Origin of the sequence: Acidovorax sp. Root70 (assembly GCF_001428225.1) — a bacterium.
Lineage (GTDB): Bacteria > Pseudomonadota > Gammaproteobacteria > Burkholderiales > Burkholderiaceae_C > Acidovorax.
On sequence record NZ_LMHQ01000001.1, the window covers coordinates 114,000 to 139,654 of the forward strand.

31 protein-coding genes are annotated in these 25,655 nt (G+C 64.6%); 10 read left to right on the forward strand and 21 right to left on the reverse strand.

The annotated features are described in order from the left end of the window. Positions 1–3: 3 nt before the first annotated feature. On the forward strand, positions 4–225 hold the full coding sequence (locus ASD94_RS00490) for a twin transmembrane helix small protein (protein ID WP_056637099.1): 222 nt from the start codon (positions 4–6) through the stop codon (positions 223–225). A gap of 130 nt (positions 226–355) precedes the next feature. Here ASD94_RS00490 and ASD94_RS00495 read toward each other — a convergent pair whose 3' ends face one another. The 8 genes from ASD94_RS00495 to ASD94_RS00525 all read right to left on the reverse strand — a co-directional run bounded on the left by ASD94_RS00495 (position 356) and on the right by ASD94_RS00525 (position 6,726). Then, positions 356–1,237, reverse strand: a complete 882-nt coding sequence (locus ASD94_RS00495) for a cytochrome c oxidase subunit 3 (RefSeq protein WP_056637102.1) — start codon at positions 1,235–1,237, stop codon at positions 356–358. Positions 1,238–1,302: 65 nt separating this feature from the next. Next, positions 1,303–1,530 carry a DUF2970 domain-containing protein gene (locus tag ASD94_RS00500; RefSeq protein ID WP_056637105.1) on the reverse strand — a complete coding sequence of 76 codons (228 nt, stop codon included), beginning with the start codon at positions 1,528–1,530 and terminating at the stop codon, positions 1,303–1,305. Then, the gene (locus ASD94_RS00505; RefSeq protein ID WP_056637108.1) at positions 1,527–2,165 is read right to left on the reverse strand and encodes a cytochrome c oxidase assembly protein; all 639 of its coding nucleotides are present in this window, start codon (positions 2,163–2,165) and stop codon (positions 1,527–1,529) included. The genes ASD94_RS00500 and ASD94_RS00505 overlap by 4 nt, the downstream gene beginning before the upstream one ends. Before the next feature lie 16 nt (positions 2,166–2,181). Beyond that, complete coding sequence (locus ASD94_RS23925; RefSeq protein WP_225581085.1) at positions 2,182–2,292, reverse strand: cytochrome oxidase small assembly protein; 111 nt, start codon at positions 2,290–2,292, stop codon at positions 2,182–2,184. 11 nt (positions 2,293–2,303) lie between these two features. After that, entirely contained in the window at positions 2,304–3,935 is a 1,632-nt protein-coding gene (gene ctaD / locus ASD94_RS00510; RefSeq protein ID WP_056637110.1) for a cytochrome c oxidase subunit I, read from the reverse strand. A gap of 30 nt (positions 3,936–3,965) precedes the next feature. Then, positions 3,966–5,135 (reverse strand): cytochrome c oxidase subunit II, encoded by a 1,170-nt coding sequence (gene coxB, locus ASD94_RS00515; protein WP_056637113.1) that lies wholly within the window; start codon positions 5,133–5,135, stop codon positions 3,966–3,968. A gap of 59 nt (positions 5,136–5,194) precedes the next feature. Next, positions 5,195–5,671 carry a DUF2244 domain-containing protein gene (locus ASD94_RS00520; protein ID WP_056637117.1) on the reverse strand — a complete coding sequence of 159 codons (477 nt, stop codon included), beginning with the start codon at positions 5,669–5,671 and terminating at the stop codon, positions 5,195–5,197. Between the two features lie 152 nt (positions 5,672–5,823). Continuing rightward, positions 5,824–6,726 carry a hypothetical protein gene (locus ASD94_RS00525; RefSeq protein WP_056637119.1) on the reverse strand — a complete coding sequence of 301 codons (903 nt, stop codon included), beginning with the start codon at positions 6,724–6,726 and terminating at the stop codon, positions 5,824–5,826. 35 nt (positions 6,727–6,761) lie between these two features. On the opposite strand from ASD94_RS00525, the gene ASD94_RS00530 reads away from it, so the two are divergent. Together ASD94_RS00530 and trmL are read left to right on the forward strand one after the other, a co-directional pair. After that, positions 6,762–7,484, forward strand: coding sequence for a ComF family protein (locus tag ASD94_RS00530; RefSeq protein ID WP_056637121.1), 723 nt, complete (start codon positions 6,762–6,764; stop codon positions 7,482–7,484). Between the two features lie 93 nt (positions 7,485–7,577). Continuing rightward, positions 7,578–8,105, forward strand: coding sequence for a tRNA (uridine(34)/cytosine(34)/5-carboxymethylaminomethyluridine(34)-2'-O)-methyltransferase TrmL (gene trmL, locus ASD94_RS00535; protein ID WP_056637124.1), 528 nt, complete (start codon positions 7,578–7,580; stop codon positions 8,103–8,105). Here the strand turns inward: trmL and ASD94_RS00540 are convergent. The 4 genes from ASD94_RS00540 to ASD94_RS00555 form a co-directional block, all read right to left on the reverse strand. Next, positions 8,098–9,039 carry a LysR family transcriptional regulator gene (locus tag ASD94_RS00540; protein WP_056637127.1) on the reverse strand — a complete coding sequence of 314 codons (942 nt, stop codon included), beginning with the start codon at positions 9,037–9,039 and terminating at the stop codon, positions 8,098–8,100. The two genes, trmL and ASD94_RS00540, sit on opposite strands and share 8 nt — an antisense overlap. A gap of 32 nt (positions 9,040–9,071) precedes the next feature. Beyond that, positions 9,072–9,536: a MaoC family dehydratase gene (locus ASD94_RS00545; RefSeq protein ID WP_056637130.1), complete on the reverse strand. Its 465-nt coding sequence runs from the start codon at positions 9,534–9,536 to the stop codon at positions 9,072–9,074. Between the two features lie 96 nt (positions 9,537–9,632). Next, positions 9,633–10,250: a ParA family protein gene (locus ASD94_RS00550; RefSeq protein ID WP_015015513.1), complete on the reverse strand. Its 618-nt coding sequence runs from the start codon at positions 10,248–10,250 to the stop codon at positions 9,633–9,635. 129 nt (positions 10,251–10,379) lie between these two features. Then, positions 10,380–11,018, reverse strand: coding sequence for a LysE family translocator (locus tag ASD94_RS00555; RefSeq protein WP_056637133.1), 639 nt, complete (start codon positions 11,016–11,018; stop codon positions 10,380–10,382). 262 nt (positions 11,019–11,280) lie between these two features. On the opposite strand from ASD94_RS00555, the gene kefC reads away from it, so the two are divergent. The 4 genes from kefC to ASD94_RS00575 all read left to right on the forward strand — a co-directional run bounded on the left by kefC (position 11,281) and on the right by ASD94_RS00575 (position 15,187). Continuing rightward, positions 11,281–13,191: a glutathione-regulated potassium-efflux system protein KefC gene (kefC, locus tag ASD94_RS00560; protein WP_056637136.1), complete on the forward strand. Its 1,911-nt coding sequence runs from the start codon at positions 11,281–11,283 to the stop codon at positions 13,189–13,191. A gap of 99 nt (positions 13,192–13,290) precedes the next feature. Further along, entirely contained in the window at positions 13,291–13,935 is a 645-nt protein-coding gene (locus ASD94_RS00565) for a trimeric intracellular cation channel family protein (protein ID WP_056637139.1), read from the forward strand. A 104-nt stretch (positions 13,936–14,039) separates the two neighbouring features. Continuing rightward, positions 14,040–14,726, forward strand: a complete 687-nt coding sequence (locus ASD94_RS00570) for a transglutaminase family protein (RefSeq protein WP_056637142.1) — start codon at positions 14,040–14,042, stop codon at positions 14,724–14,726. Beyond that, a complete protein-coding gene (locus ASD94_RS00575; RefSeq protein WP_056637146.1) occupies positions 14,726–15,187 on the forward strand; it encodes a PaaI family thioesterase in 462 nt (153 codons plus the stop codon). Before ASD94_RS00570 ends, ASD94_RS00575 begins: the two co-directional genes overlap by 1 nt. Before the next feature lie 48 nt (positions 15,188–15,235). Here ASD94_RS00575 and ASD94_RS00580 read toward each other — a convergent pair whose 3' ends face one another. Further along, positions 15,236–16,123 (reverse strand): LysR family transcriptional regulator, encoded by an 888-nt coding sequence (locus ASD94_RS00580; RefSeq protein WP_056637149.1) that lies wholly within the window; start codon positions 16,121–16,123, stop codon positions 15,236–15,238. Positions 16,124–16,254: 131 nt separating this feature from the next. Here ASD94_RS00580 and ASD94_RS00585 point away from each other — a divergent pair, with 131 nt between their 5' ends. After that, on the forward strand, positions 16,255–16,857 hold the full coding sequence (locus tag ASD94_RS00585; protein ID WP_056637635.1) for a short chain dehydrogenase: 603 nt from the start codon (positions 16,255–16,257) through the stop codon (positions 16,855–16,857). Positions 16,858–16,955: 98 nt separating this feature from the next. Here the strand turns inward: ASD94_RS00585 and ASD94_RS00590 are convergent, their stop codons facing one another. From ASD94_RS00590 to ASD94_RS00610, 5 genes are all read right to left on the reverse strand, one after another. Next, positions 16,956–17,969, reverse strand: a complete 1,014-nt coding sequence (locus tag ASD94_RS00590) for a tripartite tricarboxylate transporter substrate binding protein (RefSeq protein ID WP_056637152.1) — start codon at positions 17,967–17,969, stop codon at positions 16,956–16,958. A 146-nt stretch (positions 17,970–18,115) separates the two neighbouring features. After that, positions 18,116–18,859 (reverse strand): SDR family NAD(P)-dependent oxidoreductase, encoded by a 744-nt coding sequence (locus ASD94_RS00595; protein ID WP_056637154.1) that lies wholly within the window; start codon positions 18,857–18,859, stop codon positions 18,116–18,118. Next, entirely contained in the window at positions 18,856–20,064 is a 1,209-nt protein-coding gene (gene pcaF / locus ASD94_RS00600) for a 3-oxoadipyl-CoA thiolase (protein WP_056637157.1), read from the reverse strand. Before pcaF ends, ASD94_RS00595 begins: the two co-directional genes overlap by 4 nt. Before the next feature lie 43 nt (positions 20,065–20,107). After that, positions 20,108–20,770 (reverse strand): 3-oxoacid CoA-transferase subunit B, encoded by a 663-nt coding sequence (locus ASD94_RS00605; RefSeq protein WP_056637159.1) that lies wholly within the window; start codon positions 20,768–20,770, stop codon positions 20,108–20,110. A gap of 29 nt (positions 20,771–20,799) precedes the next feature. Then, positions 20,800–21,501, reverse strand: coding sequence for a 3-oxoacid CoA-transferase subunit A (locus tag ASD94_RS00610; protein WP_056637162.1), 702 nt, complete (start codon positions 21,499–21,501; stop codon positions 20,800–20,802). 100 nt (positions 21,502–21,601) lie between these two features. On the opposite strand from ASD94_RS00610, the gene ASD94_RS00615 reads away from it, so the two are divergent. Then, the gene (locus tag ASD94_RS00615; protein ID WP_056637165.1) at positions 21,602–22,402 is read left to right on the forward strand and encodes an IclR family transcriptional regulator C-terminal domain-containing protein; all 801 of its coding nucleotides are present in this window, start codon (positions 21,602–21,604) and stop codon (positions 22,400–22,402) included. A gap of 149 nt (positions 22,403–22,551) precedes the next feature. Here the strand turns inward: ASD94_RS00615 and ASD94_RS00620 are convergent, their stop codons facing one another. Then, entirely contained in the window at positions 22,552–22,773 is a 222-nt protein-coding gene (locus ASD94_RS00620; RefSeq protein ID WP_015015527.1) for a hypothetical protein, read from the reverse strand. A gap of 212 nt (positions 22,774–22,985) precedes the next feature. Between ASD94_RS00620 and ASD94_RS00625 the strand changes: the two genes are divergently transcribed. After that, complete coding sequence (locus ASD94_RS00625; protein ID WP_010459392.1) at positions 22,986–23,420, forward strand: DUF1841 family protein; 435 nt, start codon at positions 22,986–22,988, stop codon at positions 23,418–23,420. A 114-nt stretch (positions 23,421–23,534) separates the two neighbouring features. Here ASD94_RS00625 and ASD94_RS00630 read toward each other — a convergent pair whose 3' ends face one another. Beyond that, positions 23,535–24,410, reverse strand: coding sequence for an oxaloacetate decarboxylase (locus tag ASD94_RS00630; RefSeq protein ID WP_056637168.1), 876 nt, complete (start codon positions 24,408–24,410; stop codon positions 23,535–23,537). A gap of 10 nt (positions 24,411–24,420) precedes the next feature. Beyond that, positions 24,421–25,632, reverse strand: coding sequence for an ABC transporter substrate-binding protein (locus tag ASD94_RS00635; protein WP_056637171.1), 1,212 nt, complete (start codon positions 25,630–25,632; stop codon positions 24,421–24,423). Between the last annotated feature and the right edge of the window lie 23 nt (positions 25,633–25,655).

The following is a 25,655-nucleotide window of genomic DNA, read 5'->3' on the forward strand; positions in this document are numbered from 1 at the left end:
TCCATGAAATACCTCGTAGTGCTGGCGTTCATCGCCATTGTGGCCAGCTTGGCATCGGCCCTGTTCTTCATGATGCGCAATGGGCGCGACGACAAGAGCAAGGGCAGCCACATGGCCAAAGCGCTGGCAGTGCGCGTCGGGTTGTCGATCGTGCTGTTCTTGTGCATTCTGGTGGCCTGGCAACTGGGTTATATCCAACCCACAGGCCTGCCCGCCACGCGTTGATCTGTCCGGCGATCCGCGCACCGTGCCTGCGCCAGGGCCTCCAGCAGGCCACACCAGATCGCCTGCCTGCGCCAGGAGAGAATAAAAAAAGCGCCGCGAGGCGCTTTTTTCATGGCGTCCGGGGCCTGGCTTACATCCAGTACACCAGCACGTACAGGCCCAGCCACACGACGTCCACAAAGTGCCAGTACCAGGCGGCACCTTCAAAGCCAAAGTGTTTGTCGGCCGTGAAGTGACCCTTTTGCAGGCGCAGCGTAATCACCAGCAGCATCAGCATGCCCAAGAACACGTGGAAGCCGTGGAAGCCCGTCAGCATGAAGAACGTGGAACCGAACACACCCGAGCTCAACTTGAGGTTCAAGTCGGTGTACAGGTGGAAATATTCGTAGCCCTGCACCAGCAGGAACACGAAGCCCAGCAGCACGGTGGCCCACATGAAACCGATGGTCTTGCCACGGTGGTTTTCACGCAGAGCGTGGTGAGCAATGGTCAGCGTCACGCCGGACGTCAGCAGCAGCGCCGTGTTGATGGTGGGCAACCAGAAGGGGCCCACGGTCTGGAAGGGCTCAATGATGCCTGCAGGCGAAGCAGTGACGCCAGCGGCCATGCTGGGCCACACTGCCTTGAAGTCGGGCCACAGCAGCGCATTGTCCAGGCTGCCCAGCGCTGGCACCGAGTGCGAGCGCGCCCACCACAAAGCCGTGAAGAAAGCGCCGAAGAACATCACCTCGGAGAAGATGAACCAGCTCATGCTCCAGCGGTACGACAGATCGATCTTGTGACCGTACAGGCCACCCTCGCTCTCGCGCACTGCATCGCCAAACCATTGGTATAGCGTGAACAGCCACCACACCAGCCCCACGGCCAGGGAGTATTTGCCCCAATCGTGGCCGTTGATCCACTGGGCTGCGCCCAGGATCACAAAGAACAGGCCGGCAGCGGCCATGACCGGGTGACGGGACTCGGCGGGCACATAGTAGTACGGGGTTCCGCCGTGGGTTGATGCACTCATTTCAGCTCCTGACTCTCAAAATCTTTGTTTTCAGTATTTGTTCGCACGAACCAGTCAACACACATTCACACTATCCAGTTCACCAGCCCGATCAGGCCCATCACCAGCAGAAAGACAGCGATCAATCCCACCACAATGATGTGAATCGGGTTGAGCTTTTCGACATCTTGCTGGTACTCGCTGCCTTTGCGCAAGCCAATCAGCGACCATGCCACTGCGCGCACCGTGCGCAGCAGCGAGCCCTTGCGGTGCACTGGCTTGATGTCCGAAGGCTGATCGAGCGGCGCACTCATGAGCCCGCTCCTTGCGTGCCACCTGCAGACGTCGACCCAGGCAGCACCACAGCCGCCGTCGATTCGGGCGCCGCCGGGGTCTTGCCACCCACCTCGAAGAAGGTGTACGACAGCGTGATGGTGGTGACGTCTTTGGACAATTTAGGATCAATCACAAACGCCACGGGCCAGGTTTTCTTTTCACCGGGCTCCAGGGTGTATTGGTTGAAGCAAAAACATTCCAGCTTGTTGAAATGCGCAGCGGCCTGGCGAGGCGCATAACTGGGAATCGCCTGGGCGGCCATGCGGCGGTTCTGTACGTTCTGGAATTCGTACATCACCGTCGTCAGTTCACCGGGGTGGACCTGCACGGAACGCTGCGCGGGCTTGAAGTCCCACGGGCCGCGAGAGTTCGCATCGAACTCCACGGTGATAGTGCGCGACTTGTCCACCTGGGTGTTGGCAGGCACGCGCACATCCTTGCCCGCCACGCCGTTGCCTGGCACTTGCCGCTCGGCCAGCGACAAGATGTTGATGCCCGTCATTTCGCAGATGTGCTTGTAGATAGGGATCAGCACATAGCCGAAGGCGAACATGCCAGCCGCGATCACGACCAGCTTTCCGACCATCTTGGCGTTTTCGCGGTGCAGGCTCATGGGGTGGTCAGTGGCTTCAGCGGGACAGCAGCACTACCTTGACCATGAACCCGACAAAGAACACCACCGCCACAGACGCCAGGATCAGCGCCAGCCGCAGGTTGCTCTTTTTTTGTTCGGGGGTCATGGGCATGGTGTTCAGCCAATCACGCGGGTTGCGGTGGCATCCAGCTTGGGAGGATTTTCAAACGTGTGGAAAGGCGCGGGGGAAGGCACTTCCCATTCCAGGCCCTCGGCACCGTCCCATGGCTTGGCGGGGGCCTTGGCACCCTTGCCACGCATGGCGGGAATGACCACCGCCACGAAGAAGTACACCTGCGCTAGGCCAAAGCCGAACGCCCCCACCGAGGCGATGGCGTTGAAGTCGGCAAACTGCATGGGGTAGTCTGCGTAGCGACGTGGCATGCCGGCCAGGCCCAGGAAGTGCATCGGGAAGAAGGTGATGTTGAAGAAGATCAACGACGCCCAGAAGTGAATCTGGCCGCGTGTTTCGGAATACATCACGCCCGTCCACTTGGGCAGCCAGTAGTAAACGCCAGCGAACATGGAGAACAGCGAACCGGCCACCAGCACATAGTGGAAGTGAGCCACCACGTAGTAGGTGTCTTGCAGCTGGATGTCGATGGGCGCCATGGCCAGGATCAGGCCGGTGAAACCCCCCATGGTGAACACAAAGATGAAGCCCACCGCAAACAGCATGGGGGTCTCAAACGTCATGGAGCCGCGCCACATGGTGGCAATCCAGTTGAAGATCTTCACGGCCGTGGGCACGGAGATCAGCATGGTGGCGTACATGAAGAACAGCTGGCCGGTCACGGGCATGCCGGTCGTGAACATGTGGTGAGCCCACACGATGAACGACAGGATGGCGATGGACGAGGTGGCATACACCATGGAGGCGTAGCCAAACAGCTTCTTGCGGCTGAACGCGGGCACGATCTGGCTGATGATGCCGAAGGCCGGCAAGATCATGATGTACACCTCGGGGTGACCGAAGAACCAGAAGATGTGCTGGTACATCACCGGGTCGCCGCCACCGGCGGGGTTGAAGAAGCTGGTGCCGAAGTGGCGGTCCGTCAGCGTCATGGTGATCGCGCCAGCCAGCACAGGCATCACGGCGATCAGCAGGTAGGCGGTGATGAGCCAAGTCCAGGCGAACATGGGCATCTTCATCAGCGTCATGCCGGGGGCGCGCATGTTCAGGATGGTCACGATGATGTTGATCGAACCCATGATGGACGAGGCACCCAGGATGTGCATCGCGAAGATGCCGGCATCCATGGAGGGGCCCATCTGCAGGGTCAGTGGTGCATACAGCGTCCAGCCCGCAGCGGGCGCACCGCCAGGCATGAAGAACGAGCTGACCAGCATGGCTGCGGCAGGAATCATCAGCCAGAAGCTGAAGTTGTTCATGCGTGCGAAGGCCATGTCGGATGCGCCGATCTGCAACGGGATCATCCAGTTCGCAAAGCCCACGAAGGCCGGCATGATCGCGCCGAACACCATGATCAGGCCGTGCATGGTGGTGAGCTGGTTGAACAGCTCGGGGTTCACCAGTTGCAAGCCGGGCTGGAACAGCTCGGCACGGATCAGCAGTGCCAGGATACCGCCCACCATCAGCATGGTGAACGAGAACAGCAGGTACAGCGTACCGATGTCTTTGTGGTTGGTGGCAAACACCCAGCGGCGCCAGCCGGTGGGGCCATGGTGGCCGTGGCCGTCGTGTGCGTGGTCGCCAGCGTGCCCGTGGTTGTCGAGTACTGCGCTCATTGTGAATTCCTCAATACGATGGGGCGATGATTACTTGCCACGCTGGGCCACAACTTCAGCTGGCTGTACCAGCTGGCCGGTCTTGTTGGACCAGTTGTTCTTGGTATAGGTGACCACGGCGGCGATGTCGGTGTCGCTCAGCTGTGCCCATGCGGGCATGGCACCGTTGTTCTGCCCCTTGAGCAGCACCTGGATCTGCTTGGCATGGTCGGCATCCAGCACCACGGCAGCGCCGTCCAGAGGTTTGATGGGGCCAGCGCCCTTGCCGTTGGCCTGGTGGCAGGCTGCGCAGTTGGCTGCGTACACCTTTTCGCCACGCTTGAGAATGTCGTCCAGCGCCCACACCTTGGTGGGGTCGTCCAGCTTGGCGGCGGCCTTCTTCTTCCGCTCGCCCACCCAGGCGGTGTAGTCCTCGGCAGACACGACCTTCACGTGGATGGGCATGTAGGCGTGCTCCTTGCCGCACAACTCGGCGCACTGGCCGTAGTAGTCGCCAATCTTCTCTGCGCGGAACCACGTGTCACGCACAAAGCCAGGGATCGCGTCCTGCTTGATACCGAAGGCAGGCACCATGAAGGCGTGGATCACGTCGTTGGCCGTGGTGATGATGCGAATCTTCTTGTTGACCGGCACCACCATAGGGTTATCCACCTTGAGCAGGTAGTTGGCGGGCGCGTCCTTGACGTTGCCGCTGTCGGACATCACGCGGTGGCTGCTGTCCAGCGTGGAGATAAACGCCAGGCCTTCGCCTTCGCCAGTGATGTAGTCATAACCCCACTTCCACTGGTAGCCCGTGGTCTTGATGGTGAGGTCGGCATTGGTGGTGTCCTTCTGGGCCACCAGCACCTTGGTGGCGGGCAAGGCCATGAGGATCACGATGATGAACGGAACGATGGTCCAGACCACTTCGACCGTCACCGACTCGTGGAAGTTGGCAGCCTTCGCGCCCTTGGAGCGGCGATGCTTCCAGATCGAGTAGAACATCACGGAGAACACTGCAACAAAGATCACCGTGCAGATGATCAGCATCATCCAGTGCAGGAAGTGCTGCTCTTCTGCGATCTTGGTGACGGGCGGCGCCAGGTTCAGCTGGTTGACTGCAGGGCCGCCAGGCAGGTCCTGAACGGCATGGGCTGCGGAGCCCACCCATGCACCGGCAATCAGCAGCAGAGAAGCCAGCTTGTTGGAAATGCTCTTCATAGTTCTCACTTACTTCTAAGCCTCAATTTAACCAATCCCTTTCGCGCGCCTGCGTGGGGTCAGGCAGCGCGCAAGGCCATGCGGATCTCCGATGCCAGGGCCGGTCGAAGCTCGGGACGCATGTAGCGCCCCACCTCCACCGAACGGCCCTGTGCAGACAGCGTGATCAGCGAATGGTCTCCCGTCTTGGGCTCTACGCGAACCCGGCTCCGGTCAAACTCCGCGCGCTCCAGCCTGCCTGCTGTCTCCAGCTCCACCACAAGGCGCGAGCCCTGCAATGAAATCCTCTCGCCATCCGCCGCATGGCGACCGTACATGGCGAACGCAATCCCTACTGCCAAGATTTCGAGCCACGCGAAGGGCATCACCAAGTGGGCGCCAAGCATCCAGAAGCCCGTCGCGATCCCCAGGGACACCACACACAGCGACAGATACATCCAGCCCAATTGCGTCGGAGTGACCGAGCAATTGCGAACCAGACGCCAGTCAATGCGTTGACCCGACACTGTGGCAAAACGAAAAACCAAGCCCGTCACCGTGAGTGCTCACAAGACTGCCGACTGCAGCACACGTTGCGCCTTGGGCACAACAGGCACAGCCTGCCAAATTGCGCGGGAAGATGCCCGAAATCTCAATAACCAAGAATTGTAGCGTGCCTTGTTCCAAGTCATTGACAGGCCGTTACAGGTTAGTTCTCTTTGCCGCCCTTACGCAACATGGCGCGCATGTCCTGCAGCGAAACAGCGCTGCTGGGGCTGACACGCACCCGGGGTGCAGGCTTGAAGGCATGGCCATAGATGATTTCAAAAGTCAGTGCGAGCTGACCACCTTGACCAGGATCAACCAGGCGCTCAGACAGCACTTGGTAGAGCTTGTCGCGCCAACGCCGTCCGCGCAATGAGGGAAAGCGATCAGGGTGCAAATTGACACCGAGCTCGCGCAGCTCTTGAACCAGCCGCTCGGGTGTGGCAAACGTGAGCGTGATGCGCTCCATGTCCATCACCGGCTCGGCAAAACCCGCGTGCACCAGCATGTCGCCCCAGTCATGCATGTCGGTAAACGCGTGGCCCGCCGGTGGCCAGCCCATGGCGGCATACACGCCATGCAACTCACGCAGCGTGTCCGGTCCGAGACACGAGAACATCAGGTAGCCATCCACCGCCAGGGCGCGGTGCCAGCGACCGATCAGGTCTTGGGGGTCGGCCGCCATGTGCAGCGCCATGTTGGACCACAGCATGTGCACACTGGCATCGGCCGGCGCGCCCATCTGCAGGGCCCCTGCAGACCAACGGGCAGGGCTCCACCACGGTTTGGCCAAGGCCTGCCGCGCGACGGGTTCGCCATGGGCGCTGGTTTCGTACACCTGGCAACGCGCCTGTGGGTAGCGGGCACTCACCAACCCATGCGCCTGCAAACCGCCACGCACCGGGTCCCAATGGCACCAGGAAGCCGGGGCCTGGCGAATCCACTGCAGGCGGTCCTCCATGCGGCGGGCCACTTCTTCATGAAGCCAGGGAGACACGGCGGGTGCCGCAGCGTGCCAGCGGGCTGCGGCAACAGGATCAATGGTGGGGGGACGCTCGGAGGACATGGGCGGGGCAGAAGGACGCGCGAGTATATTGATTCATGCTTTTTTCGGGTTTGCCAGGGATTTCACGCCGCCTCCACAGGTGGGTGGACAAAGTGCCCAGCCAGTGCGCGGTCTGCCACGCCTGGCCATCGCAACGCGTCTGCAACGGCTGCGTGGCGCGGTTCGCCCAGCCTGCCACGCGCTGCCAGCGCTGTGCACTGCGAGTACCAGCAGGGGTGGCGGTCTGTGGCGCCTGCCTGCAGAACCCGCCCGGCTTCGATGCCTGCATTGCCGCCGTGGACTATGCTTACCCGTGGGCCGACGCACTGGCGCAATTCAAGTTTCGCGGCGATCCGGGGTGGGCCAGGGCCTTGGCCACGCTCATGCGCAGCACGCCGTGGATGGAGCCTGCGCTGGAAGCTGCCGACCGCGTGCTGGCGGTACCCCTGTCCACCGATCGCCTGCGCGAGCGCGGCTTCAACCAAGCGGCCCTGCTGGCCAGGCACTTGGCGGCCGCCAAGGCCGACCACCAGAGCCTGCTGCGCCTGCACGCCACCGAGGCACAAAGCGGCCTGCCCAGGGCCGAGCGGCTGCGCAACCTGCGCGGTGCGTTCGCCATCGAGCCCGCCCGCGCGGCTGCCCTGCGCGGCCAGCGGGTGGTGCTGATCGACGATGTGATGACCACCGGTGCAACGCTGCACGCAGCCACCCTGGCGCTGCGCGAGGCGGGCGTAGCCCATGTCACTGCCGCGGTGCTGGCGCGGACGGGGCGGGACTGAAAACCGCCAAAAAGGTACCGAACAGGTACCAAAGGGATACTTTTGATTACGAGCGGTTGCTCAACTCACAGGTGCAACGATGACAATGCAGGCATGTTCCATATCGTCCTCGTCGAACCGGAGATCCCGCCCAACACCGGCAACGTGATTCGCCTGGCGGCCAACACGGGTTGCACGCTGCACCTGATCGAGCCCCTGGGTTTCTCGATGGAAGACCGGCAGATGCGGCGCGCGGGACTGGACTACCACGAATACGCGCAGGTGCAACGCCACAGTGGCTGGACAGCCTTTCTGCGGGATGCGCAGCCCGACCCGACACGCATGTTTGCAATGACGACGCACGGCTCGCAGCCCGTGCACTCGACCTGCTTCCTTCCCGGCGACTGGCTGGTGTTTGGGGCCGAAACCCGAGGCCTCCCGGCCGAGCTGCGCGAGAGCTTTCCACCCGCCCAGCGCCTGCGTCTGCCCATGGTGCCGGGGCAACGCAGCCTGAACCTGTCCAACGCCGTGGCCGTGACTGTGTTCGAGGCCTGGCGCCAGAACAGCTTTGCCATGCCCGACGGGCAGGTGGTGGTCGAGCCCGAAGGCACGATCATCAGCGGCTTTGCACAACTCAGCTGAACTGGCCGGACTTTTGCGCCACGGCGCGGGGCACGTGTTCGGTCAGGAAATCCAGAAACACCCGCGTGCGGGCCGGCAACATGCGGCCTGAAGGCAGTGCCGCGTAGATGGTGTAGCGCGAGAAGATCCAGCCCGGCAGGATGTGCACCAGCTCGCCACGGGCCAGGTGCTCCTCGGCCAGCAGGCGCGAGGTAACAGCCACGCCGGCCCCATCCACCGCGGCACGCATCAGCAGTTCGGTGCTCACGGATTGCAGCACGGCTGGTACATCCACTTCCTCATCGGGCACGCCAGGCTGCAGCGACTGCAAGCGCAGCTTGCGCCCCGGCCCCGACTGCAGGCGCACTGGCGCACTGGAGTCGCGCAGGTGGTCGTGGTGCACCAGGTCCTGCGGTTCGCGCGGAATGCCCCGGCGCTCCAGGTAGTCGGGTGACGCCACCACGATGGCTTCGCCCTGCACCAGCGAGCGCGCGACGATGTTGGCGTCGAAGTCTTCGCCCGCGACCATGATGGTCACATCGAACTCATCCACCCGGCTGGCGGCATAGGCGTCCATGCTGATGTCCAGCATGAGCTTGGGGTAGTGCGCGTGCCACAGCGCCACCATGGGCGCCAGGAAGTTGGTCGCCAGCACAGGCGCCGCCACGATGCGGATGGTGCCACGCAGGTCGCGCGTACTGGCGGCAGCCGCCGCCTCGGCATCGTCGATCTCGTGCAGGATGGCGCGCACGCGCTGCAGGTACGACTCGCCCGCATCGGTCAGTGCCAGCTTGCGGGTGGTGCGCTGCAGCAGGCGCGTGCCCAGGTGCTGCTCCAGCTCGGCCACCATGCGGGTGACCACGGGGGGCGACATGTCCATGGCGCGGGCGGCGGCGGCAAAGCCGCCCTCCTCCACCACACGCTCGAAGATTTTCATGGCTTGCAGGCGGTCCATGGTTCAGACCTCCTGCCCGAAGGCGACCCGGCTCAGGCCGGGGCGCCGAAGTTGCGCGCCAGCGATTCGGCCACGCACACCGGCTTGTCGCTGCCCTCGCGCTCCACGGTCACCAGCCAGGTCATCTGCATGCCATCGGGCGCCACGGGCTCGGCAGCCTGCAGCGTAAGGCGCGCGCGCAAGCGGCTGCCCACTGGCACCGGCGCCGTGAAGCGCACCTTGTTGAGCCCGTAGTTCACGCCCATGCGGGCCCCCTCGATCGTGAGGCCCACCTCGAAGAACTTGGGAATCAGCGACAGCGTGAGAAACCCGTGCGCAATGGGCGCGCCAAACGGCCCGGCCTTGGCACGCTCGGGGTCCACATGGATCCACTGGTGGTCGCCCGTGGCCTGGGCAAACAGGTTGACCTGTTCCTGCGTGATGGTGATCCAGTCGGTCACAGCGACCTCTTGCCCCACGCAGGCGCTGACTTCGGAATAAGAGCGGAAGATTTTCATCGTTGCAATGTAGCCCCGCGCTCTGGCGCGCCTTGTCTGCCGGGTGACAGGTGTTTTCCCGGGGGAATGGATGTACGTCGTGCTTCACGCTGTCCTTCAAGAATTGAGCCACGTGCAGATCCCTTGCCACTGCTCCAGGTCGCGCGCCACGCGGCCGGGGGCCACGTCAAACAGCGTGAGGCCGTGCGCTGCCAGGTGGATGTAGTTTTGCGTGTCGCGCAGATAGCCCAGCACTGGGAACCCCAGGCTGTCCACAAAGTGGTGCAGCTGCTCAGCCGCCTTGGTGCGCGCGTCCACCCGCATGCCAACGATGCCCACGGGCACCCCGGCGGCGTGGCGGTGCTCGGCCAGCTGGTCCAGAAAGGCCCGCGTGGCGAAGATGTCAAACACGCTGGGCTGCAGCGGCACGATGACCTTGTCGGCCAGCTTGAGCACATCGTTCAGGCGCCAGCCGTGCAGGCCGGCGGGCGTGTCGAGCACCGCATGCGTCGTGCCCTTGGGCGGGCGGCTGATGACGTCCGAGCTGGTGTCCCAACTACCAATGGGGCGCGCAGCGGGCGGGCGCAGGCCCAGCCACAGCCGGGCGGACTGCTGCCGGTCGGTGTCGCCCAGGATCACGGGATGCCCCTGGCTGGCAAAGTAGCCCGCGATGTTGGTGGACAGCGTGGACTTGCCCACTCCGCCCTTCGGGTTGGCGACAACAACTACTGGCATGACAAGCTCCTTGGAATCTGCAGGTCCATGAAAATACAAGCCAAATCAGCCTCAAGCGCAATAATCATATGCGCTAGCAGCTATCAAATGAGAAGCACCCTCTGACACCCCAGCGGTGCCGCAGCCGCCTCAGGCGTGCTGACCGCCGCGCTTGACGAAGAACAGCCCCGCCCCCACCGCCATCAGCAACCCGCCGAACACGCGGTTCTGCGCCCGCACCGCCCGCGCACTGCGCATCAGGCGGCGCAGAGCACTCGCCCCCGCAGCGTAGCCGTGCATGACCACCACGTCCACCGTCACGGTGGTGGCGGCCATCACCAGCAGCTGCGTCCACAGCGGGCGCGCGTCGGTCATGAACTGGGGCAGCACGGCCACCATGAAAATGATGCCCTTGGGGTTGGTGGCGTTGGTCAGAAAGCCCGTGAGGCAGCGTTTTTGCCAGGTGCCAGCCGGGGTCTCCTCGTCGCCTTGCACCGGCGATTTGTCGCCCGCGCGCCACTGCGCAAAACCCACATAGATCAGATAGCAGGCCCCCAGCACCTTGACGATGCTGAACGCCACCTCGGACGCCAGCAGGAGCGAGCCCACACCCGCCCCAGCGATCAGCAAAATCAGCAGCAGCCCCAGCTGCAGGCCCAGGATGGTGGCGCCCGTCTTGCGCACGCCGAACGACAACCCATGGCTCATCGACAGCACGGCCCCGGAGCCCGGAGACACCGCAATCAGGCAAGACGCCGCAAAAAAAGCCAGCCAAGTCTGCAAATCCATGGGTCACCGTGCCTGTGTGCGAAGAAGGGCCCGCATCTTAGCAACGCAGGGCCTCATGCACCACGATTGGCACAAAAACAGCCGCATGCGCTAGATAATCATGCCTGCAGAGCTATCAAATTAAGAGCGCCACGCATCCAACACACGGCAACCGCCCCGAGGCCTTGCTGCGGTGCCAGAATCTGCAGCGCAGGCCCACGCCCATTCGGGCGCACGGTGCCCCTCTCCCGCCCCACGACGATCCCACAGCGCACACGCCTCCATGGAACACGCCCCCACCTGGCTCACCTACGGTTTTCTGTACCTCACCGCCGCCGTACTGGCCGTGCCCATTGCCAAGGCGCTGGGCCTGGGCGCCATCATTGGCTACCTGGCGGCAGGCATCGCCATCGGCCCCTGGGGCCTGGGCCTGGTGAGCAACGTGCAGGACATCCTGCATTTCGCCGAATTCGGCGTGGTGCTCATGCTCTTTCTGGTCGGGCTGGAACTGCAGCCCAGTCGGCTGTGGGCGCTTCGCCGGCCCATCTTCGGAACCGGTACCGCGCAGGTGCTGGGCTGCGCAGCCATTCTGTTTGCGCTGGGCGCACTGGCCGGCCTGCCCTGGCGCGTGAGCCTGGTGGGCGCTTTGGGCCTGGCGCTGTCGTCCACCGCCATTGCGCTGCAGGTGCTGGCCGAGCGTAACCTCATGCGCACCAGCAGCGGGCAAGCAGGCTTCTCCATCCTGCTGTTCCAGGACGTGGCGGCCATCCCCATCCTTGCCATGCTGCCGGTGCTGGGCGCCGCTGCCGGTGAAGGCGCGGGCCACACGCCCGCCGATGTGGCACTGGAGGCGCTCAAGATCGTGGGCGTGATCGCAGCCATCATCCTCGGCGGGCGCCTGCTGCTGCGCCCCGTGCTGCGCTGGATCGCCAAGAGCAACACCCCCGAAATCTTCACCGCCGCCGCGCTGCTGCTGGTGGTGGGCATTGCCTACCTGATGGTGCTGGTGGGCCTGTCGATGGCGCTGGGCGCCTTCCTTGCCGGCGTGCTGCTGGCCGACAGCGAATACCGGCGCGAGCTGGAGGCCGACATCGAGCCCTTCAAGGGCCTGCTGCTCGGGCTGTTCTTCATCGCCGTGGGCATGAGCATCGACTTCGGCGTGATCCTGCGTTCGCCCGGGCTCATGGCCGCCATCCTGGTCGGCTTTCTGGCGGCCAAGGCGGTCGTTATCTACGCCCTGGCCAAGGTGGTCGATATTCCTTACCAGGAACGCCCCGTCTTCACCCTGCTGCTGGCCCAGGGCGGAGAGTTTGCATTTGTGGTGTTCCAGGCCGCTGCGGGCGCCAGCGTGTTCCCGGCCGAGACCGCCTCGCTGCTGATTGGCGCCGTGGCGCTGTCGATGCTGATCAGCCCGCTGCTGCTGGTGCTGCTGGATCGCGTGCTGCTGCGCCGCTACGCCCAGCTCAAGACCGCCAAGCCCCAGGCCGAAGAAATCTCCGAGCCGCAAGAGGCGCCCATCATCATCGCGGGCTTCGGCCGCTACGGGCAGATCGTCTCGCGCGTGCTGCTGGCCCAGGGCATTTCGACCACCGTGCTGGACCACAGCGTGGACATGCTGGAGGTGGCACGCACCTTTGGCTACCGCGTGTTCTACGGCGACGCCACCCGGCTCGACCTGCTGCGCATCGCCGGGGCCGAACACGCGCGCATCCTGGTGGTGGCCGTGGACGATGCCGAGCAGTCCCTGCAGATCGCCAAGCTGGCGCGCGAGCACTTCCCGCACCTGCAAATCGTGGCCCGCGCACGGGATGTGACCCACTGGAACAAGCTGCGCGACCTGGGCGTGACACTGGTGCAGCGCGAGCTGTTCGAGTCCAGCCTGCAAAGCGCCCACACCGTGCTGGAGCTGATGGGCCTCCCCCCCGCGCAAGCCACCGCCATCACCCAGCGCTTTCGCACCCACAACATCGCGCTGGCCGACCGCATGTACCCGCACCACAAGGACCGCGCCAAGTTCATCGCCGTGGCGCGCGAAGGCCGCAACCAGTTTGCGGAGCAGATGGCGCGAGAGCGGCAGGAGAGTGCGGCACTGGGAGCCGTCGAGGGGCAGTACCCGGGATATGGCGGGGTGGCAGAGGGCGAGGGGGTAGACAAAGCGGTCAGCGCCCGAGATTTGGACAAAAAAGGCTCCTAGTGCCTGAAAAACATTGATTGATAGCTATATTTTTAATAGCAAAATCATCAAGCAACTGTCACTCGCCGCCCTTCGCACTACACCGTCCCACCAGCGCCCATGACCCTGCCACTCGACGCCCCTTGGATTCACACCCTGCGCTTTGTGCTCGAAGTGGCCGCCACCGTGGCGTTCGCGTTGTCGGGCGTGATAGCGGCTGCGCGCAAGCAGCTGGATGCCGTGGGCGTGTGCGTGGTGGCCTTTGTGGCCGCGTTTGGCGGGGGCACACTGCGCGACCTGCTGCTGGACCAGCGGCCTTTTTTCTGGATTCGCCACACCGAATTTGTCTGGGGCATTCTGGCGCTGTGCATTGGCGCCATGCTGTTCATGCGCCAGCGGCACTTTGAGCCCACCGAACGCGCCATGCTGCTGCCCGATGCCATCGGCCTGGGCCTGTTTGCCGCTGTGGGCGTGGACATTGCTACCGCCATCGGCATGCCGCCCCTCATCGGCGTGATGATGGGTGTGATCACCGGCGTATTTGGCGGTGTGCTGCGCGACGTGCTGTGCAACGAGGTGCCCCAGGCGTTCAGCGACCACAGGCCGTATGCGCTGTGCGCTTTTGCGGGCGGCTGGGCCGATGTGGCCCTGCGCCAGGTGCAGGCGCCCGACTGGGCGCCGCTGGTGGTCTGCGTGCTGCTCACCGCCGGGCTGCGCGGGCTGGCGGTGTGGCGCAACTGGGAGCTGCCCGCGTGGCGGGTGTGATGGGGTCATGCGCATTCCACAGCAGAAGCTGGCGCACCCGTGACAGCCTCCCGCGCACAGAAGCCACACACTGATTCCCGACAGACTGCAGGAGACTCCCGCCCATGACCAGCATCCCCACGCCCGCCCACCTGCGTGCCACGGCCCTCATCGACAGCGACGCCCCCGCCGTCCAGGCCTTTGCTGCCCAACACGCGCGCGGCACCACCGACCGCGAACGCGCCGTCGCCCTGTACCTCGCCGTGCGCGACGGTTTTCGCTACGACCCCTACCGCATCGACCTGTCGCCCCAGGGCATGACCGCCAGCACCGTGCTGGCCAACGGCTACGGCTGGTGCGTGCCCAAGGCCGCGCTACTCACCGCTGTGTGCCGCGCGGCGGGCATCCCGGCCCGCATGGGATTTGCCGACGTGCGCAACCACCTCAGCACCGAGCGCATGCGCGAGACCATGAAGACCGACCTCTTCATCTGGCACGGCTACACCGACATCTGGCTCGATGGCGCCTGGCGCAAGGCAACGCCCGCGTTCAACATCGAGCTGTGCGAGCGCTTTGGCCTGCTGCCGCTTGAGTTCGACGGCGAGAACGACTCGATCTACCACCCGTTTGACAAGTCGGGCGCACGCCACATGGAATACGTGCACCAGCGCGGCGCGTTTGACGACATGCCGCTCGCGCAGATCGTGGCCGACTTTCGTACGGTGTACAGCGGCTGGCTGCAGGGCGACGCCACCCGCAGCAGCCTGCAGGACGCCAGTTTTGCCAACGACATTGAAAAGGAAGCCCGCTGATGAGCCACGCCCCCGAGAACACCACCACCGCCCCCATTCCCGAGGGCTTTGCCCCGCTGGTGGCGGGCGGCCCTTACATCCAGCACAACGGCCCGCTGTATGTGCTGCACCAGGGCAACGTGGTGAAGTTCGGCTTTCGCGTGGAGCCGCGCCACACAAACCCCATGGGCAACCTGCACGGCGGCATGATGGCCACGTTCTGCGACATGCTGGTACCGCTGTCGGTGCACCGTAAAAGCGACCAGGTGTCGGACCGTTTCCTGCCCACCATCAGCCTGCAGATCGACTACCTGGCCCCTGCCCCGCTGGGGGCCTGGGTGGAGGGTGAGGCCGAGCCGCTGCGCATCACACGCTCGCTGGTGTTTGCGCAGGGTCTGGTCACCGCCGATGGCGTGCCGTGTGCGCGGGTGAGCGGGGTGTTCAAGATCGGGCCTGCGGTGCCCAGCAACGCAGTGGAGTGAGCGGCCCTGGGCCGCAGGCCCCAGTAGTCCAAACCTGATCCGCACCGCTCAGGCGGTGCCCAACGCTCCGACCACGTATTCCACAAACCGCGCCAGCTTGGGCAGCTGCCGCCGGTCGGGCGCATACACCAGATGCACGGGTCGCGGCGCGGGCAGGCAGTGCGGCATCACCGGCACCAGCGCACCGCTGGCCAGGTCGTCGGCCAATAGCACCTCGGGCTGCATGATGAGCCCCAGGCCACGCAGCGCAGCCTGGCGCAAGCCGTCGCCCTGGTTGCACATAAAACGCGCGTTCTCGGGCCAGAAGAAGTCCTCCTTGCCGTCGCGCAGCGTCCACTCCACCCGGCGCTGCCACACCGAGTGGCTCAGGCATTGGTGCCGCACCAGGTCGGCCGCGCGCTCGGGCGTGCCATGGCGCTGCAGGTAGGCAGGGGCTGCGGCAATCACCATGCGGTAGGGGCGCAGCGGGCGAGCCACCAGGCCCTCGTTCACCACCTGACCAATGCGCACGGCCACGTCAAAGCCCTCGCCTGCCAGGTCCACCACGCTGTCGGTCAGCTGCAGGTCCACACGCACCTGGTCATGCCGCTGCAGAAAGTCGGCCACCAGCGGCGCGATCACGTGATTACCCAGCGTGAACGGAGCACTCACCCGCAGCATGCCCTGGGGCACGGCGCGGCTGCGCTCCACGGCTGACTCGGCCCAGCGCACCTGCTCCAGCACACGTTTGCTGTCTTCGTAGAACGCGGCGCCCACCTCGGTCAGGCTGTTCTGGCGCGTGCTGCGCTGGAACAGGCGTGCGCCCAGGTGGGTCTCCAACTGCTGGATATGTTTGCCCACCATCACGGCCGATATCTGCAGCTGGCGCGCAGCGGCGGCAAAGCTGCCCGCCTCCACCACCGCCACCATGACTTCCATGTTGCGCAGCTTGTCCATGGCAACCCCTCAATTACTAATCAATAGTTAGTTCAAGCATAACCTGAAGGCACTTTATGCATTGATTGATTAGCAAAAGAATCGGGCTGTCAGTTCCTCATCAACCCCTTTTGACACCCAAGGAAAACACCATGTCCAAGATTCTTCTCATCGGCGCCAGCGGCACCATCGGCCAGGCTGTGCTGGCCAACCTGGGCACACGCCACGACGTGATCACCGTGGGCCGCAGCAGCGGCGAGCACCGCGCAGACTTCTCGCAGCCGGGCGCGGTCGCCCAACTGTTCGAGGCGGTGGGCAAGGTGGACGCCATCGTGAGCACGGCGGGCAACTTGCACTTTGGCCCGCTGGCAGAGATGACGGCCGAGCAGTTCAACATCGGCCTGCAAGACAAATTGCTGGGCCAGGTGCAGCTGGCGCTGGTCGGCCAGAAGTATTTGAACGACGGCGGCTCCATCACGCTGACGGCGGGCATCCTGTCGATCGAGCCCATCCGCAACGGTGCCAATGCCACGGCGGTGAACGCGGCCATCGAAGGCTTTGTGGCCGCCGCCGCCATCGAGCTGCCGCGCGGCCTGCGCATCAACGCCGTGAGCCCCACCATCCTCACCGAATCGGTGGGTGTGTACGGCCCTTTCTTCCCGGGGTTTGACACGGTGTCTGCCGAGCGCGCCGCGCGTGGCTACCAACGCAGCGTGGAGGGCGGGCAGACCGGGCGCGTGTACCGGGTGCAGTGAGCCCAGCGGCCTGATATGAAATAAAAATAGCTGCTACCGCTTGATGTACATGCGGTAGCAGCTATCAATTTGGTAGCTGCAGAACGTCTGGACGGTGCTCAGTCCAAACTCGCTCCTGACTCCTTGACGACCTTGCCCCACTTCACCGACTCGGCCTGGATGAAGGCAGCAAACTGCTCGGGCGTTTCGCTGTAGGTTTCAGCGCCCTGTTCGTTGATCTTCTTCTTCACGTCGGCCTGGTTCAGTACCTTCACCAGAGCAGTATTGAGTTTGGCCAGCACCGGCGCAGGCGTGCCCGCGGGTGCAAACATGCCAAACCACGAGGTGGCCTCGTAGCCGGGCACGCCGGCTTCGGCGATGGTGGGCACATTGGGCAGCTCGGGCGAGCGCTTGGCGGTGGTCACGGCAATGGGCACCAGCTTGCCGCTGCGCACATGCTGGATGGCCGAGGGCATGTTGTCGAACATGATGCCGATCTGGTTGCCCAGCAGGTCGGTCACGGCCGGGGCGCTGCCCTTGTAGGGCACGTGCACCATGTCCACCTTGGCAAGGCTCTTGAACAGCTCGCCCGACAGGTGGATGGAGCTGCCGTTACCCGAGGAGCCAAAGTTGACCTTGCCGGGGTTGGCCTTGGCGTAGGCGATCAGTTCCTTCACCGTCTTGTAGGGCTGCGCGGGGTTGGCCACCAGCAGGTTGGGCACATTGGCCACGCGCGTCAGCGGCGCGAAGTCCTTGATGGGGTCGAAGGGCATTTTCTTGTACAGGCTGGCGTTGATGGCGTGGGTGCCCACCGTGCCCATGAACAGGGTGTAGCCATCCGCCGGTGCCTTGGACGCCATGGCGCCGCCGATGTTGCCGCCCGCGCCCGCGCGGTTGTCCACGATGACCGACTGGCCCAGCTCGGTGGTCAGCGCCTGGCCGATGATGCGGGCCAGGATGTCGGTGGTGCCGCCTGCGGCGAAGGGCACGACGATGGTGACGGGCTTGCTCGGGTAGGCCTGGGCCAGTGCAGCGCTGCTGCCCAGCAGGCCCGCACCTGCGATAGCGGCAATGCCCGCGCAGGCTGCAGCCGACAGCGCGAAGCGGCGGGTGGTGTGGATGGAACGGGTCATGGTTTGTCTCCTTCAAGAAGGTGGATGAAATGGGTCTCACGGACGCGGCATCCGGCCGCGCCGTGGCCTCAACCGGGCGCCGAGGCCTCCGGGTGAGAACAGGGGTGCGCCCCTTGCGGGGCGGCGGGGAAGATCAGTTCAGATTGCTAAACAGGCGCCACTCCCAGCGTGGTGCCGCCGCACACGTACAACACCTGCCCGGTCACGAAGCCGTTGTCGGACGAGAGGAAAAACAGCGCCGCGCGCGCCACGTCATCGGGCGTGCCCATGCGGCCTACGGCGATGCTGTTCAGGATGCGCTGGGTCTGCGGTGCACCGTCCGGGTTGCTCTGGCGGAACAATTCAGTGGCAATCGGCCCGGGGCCAATCGCGTTGACGGTGATGCCGTCACGCCCCAGCTCCATGGCCAGCGTGCGCGTCATGCCGATCATTCCGGCCTTGGTGGCTGAGTAGACGATGCGCTCGCCCTTGCCCAGCGCCGCACGCGACGACATGTTGACGATACGGCCCTGCCCGCAGGCGCGCAGCGTGGGCAAGAATGCTTGCAACAGCAGCATGGGGGCCCGCAGGTGCAGGCCCACCACGTCATCCAGCTGCGCGGTGGTCGCGGTGTCGATGGTGCCGGGGCGCGTGGCGCCCGCGTTGTTCACCAGCGCCGTGACGTTGTGCTTGGCCGCAATCTCGGCCGCACGTTCGCGGGTCGATGCCTCGTCGGTCAGGTCGCCCTGGTACGAGGTGAGTTGCGGGTGGCTCCAGGTGGGCAGCACGTAGTCCAGGTTGACCACCGCGTGGCCCTGGGCAAGCACGGCTTCGGCAATCGCGCGACCGATGCCGTTGCTGGCACCGGTGATGACGGTGACCGGGGTGGGGTTGCGCTCAATCACGGTCACACGCGCTCCAGGATGATGGCAATGCCCTGTCCCACGCCAATGCACATGGTGCACAGCGCGTACTTTCCGGCGTGCTCGTGCAGGCGGTTGACGGCGGTGGTGACCAGGCGCGCGCCGCTGGCGCCCAGTGGGTGGCCCAGCGCAATGGCGCCGCCCCAGGCGTTCACGCGCGCGTCGTCGTCCTTGATGCCCAGCGCGCGCAGCACGGCCAGGCCTTGCGCGGCAAAGGCTTCGTTGAGTTCGATCACGTCCATGTGGTCGATGGTCAGGCCCGTCTGCGCCAGTACCTTCAGCGTCGCGGGTGTGGGGCCAAAGCCCATGATGCGCGGCGCCACACCGGCCACGGCCATGCCCACCACGCGGGCGCGGGGCTTGAGGCCGTACTTGGCGGCGTTGGCTTCATCGGCCAGCAGCAGCGCGCAGGCGCCGTCGTTCACACCACTGGCGTTGCCCGCCGTCACCGTGCCATCGGGCCGCACCACGCCCTTGAGCTTGGCCAGCGCTTCCAGGCTGGTCTCGCGGGGGTGTTCGTCCTGGCTAACGATGATGGCGTCGCCCTTTTTCTGCGGGATGTGCACGGGCACGATCTCGCGCGCCAGGTGGCCGGCCTTGATGGCGGCCACGGCGTTGAGCTGGCTGCGCAGGGCCATCTGGTCCTGGGCTTCGCGCTCAATCTTGAAGTCCGTCGCCACGTTCTCGGCGGTTTCGGGCATCGAATCCACGCCGTACTTTTCCTTCATCAGCTTGTTGATGAAGCGCCAGCCGATGGTGGTGTCATACACCGCGTTGTTGCGGCTGAAGGCCGACTCGGCCTTGGGCATGACGAAGGGCGCACGGCTCATGCTCTCCACGCCGCCCGCAATCATCAGGCCTGCCTCGCCCGCCTTGATGGCGCGTGCGGCGGTGCCTACGGCATCCAGGCCCGAACCGCACAGGCGGTTGATGGTGGCGCCGGGCACGTCGATGGGCAGGCCTGCCAGCAGGCTGCTCATGTGGGCCACGTTGCGGTTGTCTTCGCCGGCCTGGTTGGCGCAGCCGTACAGCACGTCGGTCACCGCCGCCCAGTCCACGCCAGGGTTCCGGTCCATCAGCGCCTTGATGGGAATGGCGCCCAGGTCGTCCGTGCGCACGCTGGAAAGCGCACCGCCGTAGCGGCCGAAGGGGGTGCGGATGGCGTCGCAGATGAAGGCTTGGCGGGTCGTCATGGTTTTTGTCTCCTCGGTTCTCGGGTGGGTTTGATAGGTGCGGTCAGGCCGCCGTGGTCTGCGGGGCCTGGATGGGCAGGCCCACCAGTTGCTCCAGCTCGGCCAGCGACAGCCCGGGCACGGTGTCGATGAGCTGCAGCCCGGCGGGCGTGCAGGCCAGTGTGCACAGATCGGTGTAGATGCGCTTCACGCAGGCGACACCGGTGAGCGGGTAGGTGCATTGCGTGACGATCTTGCTCATGCCCTGCTTGGTCAGCAGGTCCATCATCACCCAGGTCTGCTTGGCCCCGATGGCCAGGTCCATCGCGCCGCCCACGGCGGGGATGGCGCCGGGCTCGCCCGTGCTCCAGTTGGCCAGGTCGCCCGTGGCAGACACCTGGAACGCGCCCAGCACGCAGATGTCGAGGTGGCCGCCGCGCATCATCGCGAAGCTGTCGGCGTGATGGAAGTACGCGCCGCCGGGCAGCAAGGTCACGGGCTGCTTGCCCGCGTTGATGAGGTCATAGTCCTCCAGCCCCGCAGCGGGCGCGGGGCCCATGCCCAGGATGCCGTTTTCGCTTTGCAGGATGACCTCGCGGCCGGCAGGAATGTGGTTGGCCACCAGGGTGGGTTGGCCGATGCCCAGGTTGACGTAGGCGCCGTCGTGGATGTCTTGTGCCACGCGTTTCGCCAACTCGTCTTTACTACGCTTTTGATAGCTGCTCATGCTTATTCTTTCTGCGCTTGCGGCCGATATCACGCGGATTTCTTGAATCCGCCCGCCTGCGTGGCTGTGCGGTCGATCTTCACGACATGGGTCACGTAGATGCCGGGGGTTACGATGGCCTCCGGGTCCAGCGCGCCGAGCGTGACCACCTCGTGCACGGTGGCAATCGTGGTCTTGGCGGCGGTGGCCATCACGGGGCCAAAGTTGCGCGCCGACATGCGGTAGGTGAGGTTGCCCCAGCGGTCGCCCTTTTCGGCTTTGATCAGGGCCACGTCGCCATAGATGGGGTACTCCAGCACGTAGTGTTTGCCGTTGATCTCGCGCGTTTCCTTGCCAGCAGCCAGCTCGGTGCCATGCGCCGTGGGGCAGAAGAAGGCGCCGATGCCCGCACCCGCCGCGCGCAGGCGCTCGGCCAGATTGCCCTGGGGCACGAGTTCCAGCTCCAGCTTGCCGCTGCGATACAGCTCGTCGAACACATAGCTATCGACCTGGCGCGGAAAGCTGCAGATGATCTTGCGCACCTGCCCGGCCTTGAGCAGCGCGGCCAGGCCCTGGTCGGCATTGCCAGCGTTGTTGTTGACCACAGTGAGGTCACGCGCACCCTGGGCGATGAGGCCGTCGATCAGCTCGCCCGGAATGCCGGCCGTGCCGAACCCGCCTATCAACACCGTGGCACCATCCTTCACCCCCGCAAGGGCCTGGGCCACCGAGTCCGCCAGTTTGTTGATCATTGCAACGCTTTCTTGGTTTGCTTGTTTGCTGTCTCGTCTCTCCGAAATTTGTTCGTATATAGAACAAATGTTCGCTTAAAGAATTATAGTTGGCATACGTATGAATTCCCAAAGCCCTGAAGCCAAAGACCCCAAACCGAGCGACAGCTATGTGCAGTCATTCGCGCGCGGGCTGGAGGTGATCCGCTCGTTCAGCGCGGCCACACCGCAGCAGACCTTGAGCGAAGTGGCGGCGCAAACCGGCCTGACCCGCGCAGGCGCGCGCCGCATCCTGCTCACGCTGCAGACGCTGGGCTATGTGGAGACGGACGGCAAGCTGTTTCGCCTGAGCCCGCGCATCCTGGACCTGGGGTTTGCGTACCTGTCCTCGCTGCCCATCTGGAACCTGGCCGAGCCGGTGATGGAAGACCTGGTGGAAGAGGTGCGCGAGTCGTCATCGGCCGCCGTGCTCGACGGCCTGGACATCGTTTACGTGCTGCGCGTGCCCACGCACAAGATCATGCGCACCACGCTGGGCGTGGGCTCGCGCCTGCCCGCGTGCTGGACCTCCATGGGCCGCATGCTGCTGGCAGGGTTGCCAGACGACGAACTGCAGGCCCGGCTGCAGGGCCACCCCCTGCAGCGCTTTACCGCGCACACCACCACGGATATGGAGGCGCTGCTGGCTCACATCCGTCAGGCGCGACAGCAAGGCTGGTGCCTAGTGAACCAGGAGCTGGAAGAGGGATTGATTTCGATTGCCGCGCCGCTGACCAACCGCACGGGGCAGACGGTGGCGGCGCTCAACATCAGCGGTCAGGCCAACCGTACGAGTGCGGCCATGATGCAGGAGAGCCTGTTGCCCGCGCTGCTGAGTGCGGCGCGGACCATTTCGCGCATGATGGGAGCGCCAAGGGGGTAGGAGTCCTGGAGAAAGCAGGACGACGCCCGGCGAACTTTGGGGATCACCCATCGCAACGAGCGCCTAGAGATGAACCTCAGACACTCGTCTTACGTGGATAGGGCAAGAGCCGGAGTCGCAGCCCCAGTCGCTCGCCACGACGGGTGAAATTAGTTCTTGCGAAAACCCAGCACCAACACCACGCCGCCCAGCACCATCGCGCCCAGGCTCATCCACTGCGGAATGTTGACGGACTCTTTTTCCTTCACAGTGAGCTCCAGCGGCCCCAGCTTGGCCTGCGTGGTGTCCTTGGTAAAACTGAAGCCACCGGTCAAAAACCCGGCCAGCCCCAGCACCAGCAACAGCACACCCACAATTCGCATTGCCTTCATGACAGTTCTCCCAATGCCGGGTTTTGAGGACTGCGACAAAGGGGACCCGGCTCCCTGCCTTTGCGCCAGCCCAATGTAGGTGCGCGCGCCCGCCGCCCGCGTAGGACGCCGCCCCGGCGCCGCGTAGCGGGCGGGCGCGACCCGCACGGCCGTATCGGTCCACGCTCCCCTGCGCATGCCGGCTTGTGGCCTGCGTGCTACCCTCACGTCCCATGTTCAGCCCCTCTCAAGCCGATGTGCGCCGCTTTCTGTGCGGCGTGCACGCCAAGACCCAGAGCGGCGCCCCCATGGAAGCCATCGAAACGCTGGCCAGCCTGTGGATCGCCGAGCACCCCGAATACCACGCCGACCTGTCCGACGCCGACGCGGCCGTGGCGCGCAACTACGACGAAACGCCGGGGCAGACCAATCCGTTTCTGCACCTGTCGATGCACCTGTCGATCAGCGAGCAGTGCAGCATCGACCAGCCCCGCGGCATCCGCCAGGCGGTCGAGCTGCTGACCGCGCGGCTCGACTCGCTGCACGACGCACACCACGCCGCCATGGACTGCCTGGGCGAGATGCTGTGGGAAAGCCAGCGTGCAGGCCGCCCGCCCGACGGCGACGCCTACATCGCCTGCGTGCAGCGGCGCGCCACGCGCGACTGAGACCACAGCCCGGCGCCCCACTACCAGCCCCCAGCAACAAAAAAAGGCCAGCACCCACCCGGGGTGCTGGCCTTACTTTTCATGAACACTGCGCCGCACTCGGGCGCGTGCAATTCAACCGGCTTCGTAGTGCGCCTGGCGCTCTTCCATGGCCTTCCAGCCAATCACTTCCTTGAAGTCGGCCATGCTGGTCTGTCCACAGGGCAAACCGTCTACATCGCCCGTGCGGCGCGCCGACAGCGTGGCCAGGTTCTTTTGCAAGGCATGCACCGTGCTCATCAGCGTCACCACCGGGTAGGTGGCAAAGGCTGCCACCTCTTCGATCTGCGAGCGCGTCAGACGCGACATCCAGAGCCCCTGCATGAGCTGCAGCGACAGTCGGCGGCCCGAGGCATCGCGCAAGCGCACCAAGTCTTCATAGCCCTTGAAGGTGCGCGAGATGGGCTGGATCAGGTCCGCACCAGCCTCGGCAAAGCGCACGGCACGCTCAATGGCCTCCTCGGGGTCGGCCACATCGGTGCGGGCCACGATCAGGAGGTCCGGGTCCCGACGGGCATCCACCGCCGCCTTGATGCGCGCCACGGCGTCGGGGATGGACACCACGGGCGTCACGGCCGCGGCCGCCGGGCAGCGCTTGGGGCTGATCTGGTCTTCGATCGAGATGGCCGCCACACCGGCCTTCTCAAACTCGCGCACCGTGCGGGCCACGTTGATCACGTTGCCGTAGCCGGTGTCGGCATCAGCAAACACGGGCTTCCTCACCACGTTGACGATGTGGTGCACCACACCCACGTTCTCGCTGAGTGTGTAGACCTCCATGTCCGGCTGCCCCAGCAGCGATGCCGAGATGCCGAAGCCCGTTGTGAAGATGCCGTCAAAGTCCGACTGGTCCACCAGCAGGGCCGACAGGGCGTCTTGCGCGCCCGCCATCCAGAAGGTCGGGCCTGACTGGATGCGCGCGCGCAGCTGTTGTCGCAAGCTCTTGGTCATGGTCAGGTCCTCAGCGCTTCACAGGGTCGATATAGCTGCCCATGGACACGAACTTCTGGTCCTTGAGCTCCATCAGCGCCACGCCTGTCTGGCCGCGCCGCGCATAGCCACCAGCACTGATAGGCTGGAAGGTGATCTTGGGGCCAATCTTCTGGTCAAAGTCCTTCATGCCATCCAGCTCGGCCACCACCTTGGCACGGCTGGGCTCGGCACCGGCACGCTTCAAAGCCTCGACCGTCACAGCGGCTGACGAATAGCCCATCAGCGCCATCGACGTGGGCGCCGACTTGGGGTACAGCTTGGCGTAGCGCTGGAAGAACGACTGGATGGCCGGGTTGTTGCCGTCCACGGCGTCGTAGTACGAAGCCACGTACAGCTTGGACTGCGTCTTGCCCAGCAGCTCGATGAATTTGGGGTCGTTGAGCCCGCCCGCACCGAACACCGTAGGCTTCCAGCCCAGTTTTTCGGCACCGCGGAAGAACTGCACGGCCTCCTGACCCAGCGCGTAGACGATGACTACATCGGGCTCGGCCTGCTTGAGCTTGAACACCTGCGAGGTGAGGTCGGTCGCAAACCGCTCGAAGGTCTGCGCCTCCACCAGCTTCAGGCCGTGCTTTTCCATGCGCTGGACGGCAATGTCGTAGGCTGGCTTGCCCCAGCCGTCGTTCTGGTAAAGCATCGCGATCTTCTTGGCCTTGAGCACCTCGACCGCATGGTCGATGTAGGCCGCCGTCTCGGTGGATTGGGGCGATGGCAGCACGTACAGCAGGTCGCGCGGCGGGTTGGAGGTCAGGTCCGAGATGCTCAGCGCGCCAATGGTGGGCACCTTCTTGGTGGAGCTGTATTCGTAGGCACTGATGTTGGTGGCGTGGCCGATGTTGCCCACCATGGCAAACACCTTGTCGCGCTCGACCAGCAGCTTCGCATTGGCCACCGACTTGGCGGGCTTGAGCTCGTCGTCATAGGTAATGAGCTTGATCTTGCGGCCGTTGACGCCGCCTTGCTCGTTGACCATGTCGAAGTACGTGCGCATGCCTTCGTCCACGGCCTTGCCCATGTAGGCCAGCGTGCCCGACAGCGGTTGCGAGGAGCCCAGAACGATCTCCTGGGTCAGCACACCTTCGTCCTTGTTCTCGAAAGCCTGCACGCCCAGCGTGGTCGCCATCAGGCAGCTTGCTGCAGCGGCAGCCAGCAGCGTACGGCGTGGAATGAAGTGACTCATGGTTTGTCTCCTGTGTTTATCGG

Bases quoted from the DNA above. Each gene is read 5' to 3' on its own strand.
- ASD94_RS00490 (WP_056637099.1), top strand. From the start codon at position 4: ATGAAATACCTCGTAGTGCTGGCGTTCATCGCCATTGTGGCCAGCTTG.
- ASD94_RS00635 (WP_056637171.1), bottom strand. From the start codon at position 25,632: ATGAGTCACTTCATTCCACGCCGTACGCTGCTGGCTGCCGCTGCAGCA.
- ASD94_RS00620 (WP_015015527.1), bottom strand. From the start codon at position 22,773: ATGAAGGCAATGCGAATTGTGGGTGTGCTGTTGCTGGTGCTGGGGCTG.
- ASD94_RS00555 (WP_056637133.1), bottom strand. From the start codon at position 11,018: ATGGATTTGCAGACTTGGCTGGCTTTTTTTGCGGCGTCTTGCCTGATT.
- ASD94_RS00525 (WP_056637119.1), bottom strand. From the start codon at position 6,726: ATGTCCTCCGAGCGTCCCCCCACCATTGATCCTGTTGCCGCAGCCCGC.
- trmL (WP_056637124.1), top strand. From the start codon at position 7,578: ATGTTCCATATCGTCCTCGTCGAACCGGAGATCCCGCCCAACACCGGC.
- ASD94_RS00545 (WP_056637130.1), bottom strand. From the start codon at position 9,536: ATGAAAATCTTCCGCTCTTATTCCGAAGTCAGCGCCTGCGTGGGGCAA.
- ASD94_RS00580 (WP_056637149.1), bottom strand. From the start codon at position 16,123: ATGGACAAGCTGCGCAACATGGAAGTCATGGTGGCGGTGGTGGAGGCG.
- ASD94_RS00550 (WP_015015513.1), bottom strand. From the start codon at position 10,250: ATGCCAGTAGTTGTTGTCGCCAACCCGAAGGGCGGAGTGGGCAAGTCC.
- ASD94_RS00630 (WP_056637168.1), bottom strand. From the start codon at position 24,410: ATGACCAAGAGCTTGCGACAACAGCTGCGCGCGCGCATCCAGTCAGGC.
- ASD94_RS00615 (WP_056637165.1), top strand. From the start codon at position 21,602: ATGAATTCCCAAAGCCCTGAAGCCAAAGACCCCAAACCGAGCGACAGC.
- ASD94_RS00505 (WP_056637108.1), bottom strand. From the start codon at position 2,165: ATGAGCCTGCACCGCGAAAACGCCAAGATGGTCGGAAAGCTGGTCGTG.
- ASD94_RS23925 (WP_225581085.1), bottom strand. From the start codon at position 2,292: ATGACCCCCGAACAAAAAAAGAGCAACCTGCGGCTGGCGCTGATCCTG.
- ASD94_RS00590 (WP_056637152.1), bottom strand. From the start codon at position 17,969: ATGACCCGTTCCATCCACACCACCCGCCGCTTCGCGCTGTCGGCTGCA.
- ASD94_RS00500 (WP_056637105.1), bottom strand. From the start codon at position 1,530: ATGAGTGCGCCGCTCGATCAGCCTTCGGACATCAAGCCAGTGCACCGC.
- ASD94_RS00605 (WP_056637159.1), bottom strand. From the start codon at position 20,770: ATGAGCAGCTATCAAAAGCGTAGTAAAGACGAGTTGGCGAAACGCGTG.
- ASD94_RS00585 (WP_056637635.1), top strand. From the start codon at position 16,255: ATGTCCAAGATTCTTCTCATCGGCGCCAGCGGCACCATCGGCCAGGCT.
- ASD94_RS00610 (WP_056637162.1), bottom strand. From the start codon at position 21,501: ATGATCAACAAACTGGCGGACTCGGTGGCCCAGGCCCTTGCGGGGGTG.
- ctaD (WP_056637110.1), bottom strand. From the start codon at position 3,935: ATGAGCGCAGTACTCGACAACCACGGGCACGCTGGCGACCACGCACAC.
- ASD94_RS00575 (WP_056637146.1), top strand. From the start codon at position 14,726: ATGAGCCACGCCCCCGAGAACACCACCACCGCCCCCATTCCCGAGGGC.
- ASD94_RS00565 (WP_056637139.1), top strand. From the start codon at position 13,291: ATGACCCTGCCACTCGACGCCCCTTGGATTCACACCCTGCGCTTTGTG.
- ASD94_RS00540 (WP_056637127.1), bottom strand. From the start codon at position 9,039: ATGGACCGCCTGCAAGCCATGAAAATCTTCGAGCGTGTGGTGGAGGAG.
- ASD94_RS00530 (WP_056637121.1), top strand. From the start codon at position 6,762: ATGCTTTTTTCGGGTTTGCCAGGGATTTCACGCCGCCTCCACAGGTGG.
- ASD94_RS00495 (WP_056637102.1), bottom strand. From the start codon at position 1,237: ATGAGTGCATCAACCCACGGCGGAACCCCGTACTACTATGTGCCCGCC.
- ASD94_RS00625 (WP_010459392.1), top strand. From the start codon at position 22,986: ATGTTCAGCCCCTCTCAAGCCGATGTGCGCCGCTTTCTGTGCGGCGTG.
- coxB (WP_056637113.1), bottom strand. From the start codon at position 5,135: ATGAAGAGCATTTCCAACAAGCTGGCTTCTCTGCTGCTGATTGCCGGT.
- pcaF (WP_056637157.1), bottom strand. From the start codon at position 20,064: ATGACGACCCGCCAAGCCTTCATCTGCGACGCCATCCGCACCCCCTTC.
- ASD94_RS00570 (WP_056637142.1), top strand. From the start codon at position 14,040: ATGACCAGCATCCCCACGCCCGCCCACCTGCGTGCCACGGCCCTCATC.
- kefC (WP_056637136.1), top strand. From the start codon at position 11,281: ATGGAACACGCCCCCACCTGGCTCACCTACGGTTTTCTGTACCTCACC.